4 protein-coding genes are annotated in these 2,383 nt (G+C 26.6%); 3 read left to right on the plus strand and 1 reads right to left on the minus strand.

What is annotated here, in order from left to right:
- From ACH2BC_RS12355 to ACH2BC_RS12365, 3 genes are all read left to right on the plus strand, one after another.
- Positions 1-645 (plus strand): archaemetzincin (locus tag ACH2BC_RS12355; RefSeq protein ID WP_395054310.1); only part of this gene is annotated, 645 nt, incomplete at its 5' end.
- 1 nt (position 646) lies between these two features.
- Positions 647-1,033, plus strand: a complete 387-nt coding sequence (gene ytxJ, locus ACH2BC_RS12360) for a bacillithiol system redox-active protein YtxJ (RefSeq protein WP_395054311.1) — start codon at positions 647-649, stop codon at positions 1,031-1,033.
- 6 nt (positions 1,034-1,039) lie between these two features.
- Complete coding sequence (locus ACH2BC_RS12365; RefSeq protein WP_395054312.1) at positions 1,040-2,146, plus strand: lactonase family protein; 1,107 nt, start codon at positions 1,040-1,042, stop codon at positions 2,144-2,146.
- A 21-nt stretch (positions 2,147-2,167) separates the two neighbouring features.
- On the opposite strand, the gene ACH2BC_RS12370 is transcribed toward ACH2BC_RS12365, so the two are convergent.
- Positions 2,168-2,326 (minus strand): hypothetical protein, encoded by a 159-nt coding sequence (locus ACH2BC_RS12370; RefSeq protein ID WP_395054313.1) that lies wholly within the window; start codon positions 2,324-2,326, stop codon positions 2,168-2,170.
- Positions 2,327-2,383 lie beyond the last annotated feature (57 nt).

A 2,383-nucleotide genomic window follows, 5' to 3' on the forward strand; every position in this document is an offset into this window, starting at 1 on the left:
ATTGGAAATTTCACAACCTTAGAAAAGAAAATTGTAGATGAAACAGCCAATTATGTTTCTATATTTTTTAAACTTAAAACAGTTATTCTTAAATCAATATCGGAAGATGAAATACCAAAATATGAAAAAAGAATCAATTTTGAGAAAGAACAATTTAATGCAACTTACATAATTGATAAAGTTTTACCTACTTTAACTCCAAAAGATGGCATTGTAATTATGGCAATTACAGCCAAAGATTTGTATCCTAGTGAAGCTTGGAATTATGTTTTTGGTTTGGCAAAATATTCTAAACGAACAGGAATTTCTTCTTTTAATAGATTTTATTACACACCATTATCAACTGAAAATTATGCACTTTGTTTGGACAGAAGTATTAAAACGGCTTCACACGAAATTGGACATATGTTTTCTTTAAATCATTGTATTAATGCAGTTTGCCTGATGAATGGTGTAAATAATATTGACGAATCCGATTCTAAACCCAATGCATTATGCTCTGAATGTTTGAAAAAATTATCTTGGAATTTAAAATATAATGATGAAGTCAGACTTAAAGATTTAATTAGTTTTTTAAATAGCCATAATTTAGAAAAAGATGCTGTAATTTTACAAAATCAATTGAATGTAATTAGCAAAAAATAATATGAGTTTATTTAAAAATATATTTGGAAGTGCAGACGAAAGTCAAAATTCTTCAAAAATGTCTTGGACACAACTAACAGATTTAGGTCAACTAAATGAAATAATAGATTTGTCTACAGTAAAACCGGTTCTAATTTTCAAACACAGTACACGTTGTAGCATCAGCAGAATGGCTTTAAAACAATTTGAAAACGAATTTGATTTGGAAGAAAAAGTAACACCTTATTTTCTAGATTTATTAGAAAACAGAAGTATTTCTAACGAAATTTCAACTCGGTTTGATGTTGAACATCAATCGCCACAACTCATTCTTATTAAAGATGGTAAAGCAATTTACACTGTTTCTCATAGTGATATTGAAGTAGATGAATTGCGAACTAAACTTTAATTTTTTATGAAAAAATCGTTACTTTTAGTTTCAATTTTGGCTTTGTTTTTTAATAGTTGCTCTTCTAATAAAAATTATTCTTTTCTAGTTGGAACATATACAGAAAACGCTTCGCAAGGAATAAATTTGATTAATTTTGATTCAAAAACCAATTTAGTAGCTTTAGAAAAAGTAATTACTGGAGTTGAAAATCCATCGTTTGTAATTGCAAATAAATCTAAAACAATTGTAGTTACAGTTGAAGAAACAGCAAGTAATGATGGCGGAAAAGTAACTTCATTTTCTTATAATAAATCTTCTAAAACTTTCACGAAAATAAACTCTTTTTTCACTAAAGGTAATCATCCGTGTACAGTTGCATTTAGCAAAAATGAAAATTATGTTTTGGTTGGCAATTATTCTGGTGGAAATTTAAGTGTTTTTCCAATTGATAAATTCGGAAAATTATCAGAAAATAATCAATTAATTCAATACGAAGGAAAAAGTGTAAATCTAGATAGACAAGAAAATCCACATGTACATTCGGTAGTTTTTCATCCAACAGAAAATAGAATTTTTGTAACCGATTTAGGTAGAGATGTTATAGAAATTATACCATTTGATGAAAATTCTAAAACTTTTTTACAAGATAAAAATGCTATAACCATAGATGTTCCAAAAGCAACTGGACCAAGACATTTATTTTTTAATAAAGCAGGAACAAAAGCATTTGTAACCTTTGAATTGACCAATCAAATAGGAGTTTTTAAATATAATAATAATAAATTGGAATTAGTTCAAACCATTGATTTAACTGATGATAAAACTAAAAATGGTTCAGCAGCAGAAGTTAAATTAAGTAAAGATGAGAAATTCTTGTACGCATCAGTAAGAGGAAATGATAATTTTATAGCAGTTTTACAATTAGAAAATGAAATAAGAGTCATCCAAAAAATACCTACAGGAAAATCTCCAAGAAATTTTATTTTGACTAATAATGATAAAACGGTTTTGGTTGCAAGTCAATTATCAAATACAGTTTCTGTTTTTAATAGAGATTTAAAAACTGGTTTGTTAACGCCAACTTCTAATGAAATTTTTGTTAACAAACCAGTTTATTTTTGTGAGTTTTAGAATTTGGCTTCTCTTCTAAACTTAATTTTTAGTTAAAGAATTTGGCAATCCAGCTTTTGCTAATATTTCGTTAGCTTTTTTTAATTTTTCAGGAAATAATACCTTTCCTCTAAATTCTTCCAATTTTTTATCAAATACAATAATTGGAACTTTTGATTTGTTTAATTCCTCTATTTTCATAATTATTTTATATTTTCTATTTTAGTTATTAAGAAAGCTTCATAATCTTCACCTACT

This window comes from Flavobacterium sp. (genome assembly GCF_043760115.1).
Lineage (GTDB): Bacteria > Bacteroidota > Bacteroidia > Flavobacteriales > Flavobacteriaceae > Flavobacterium.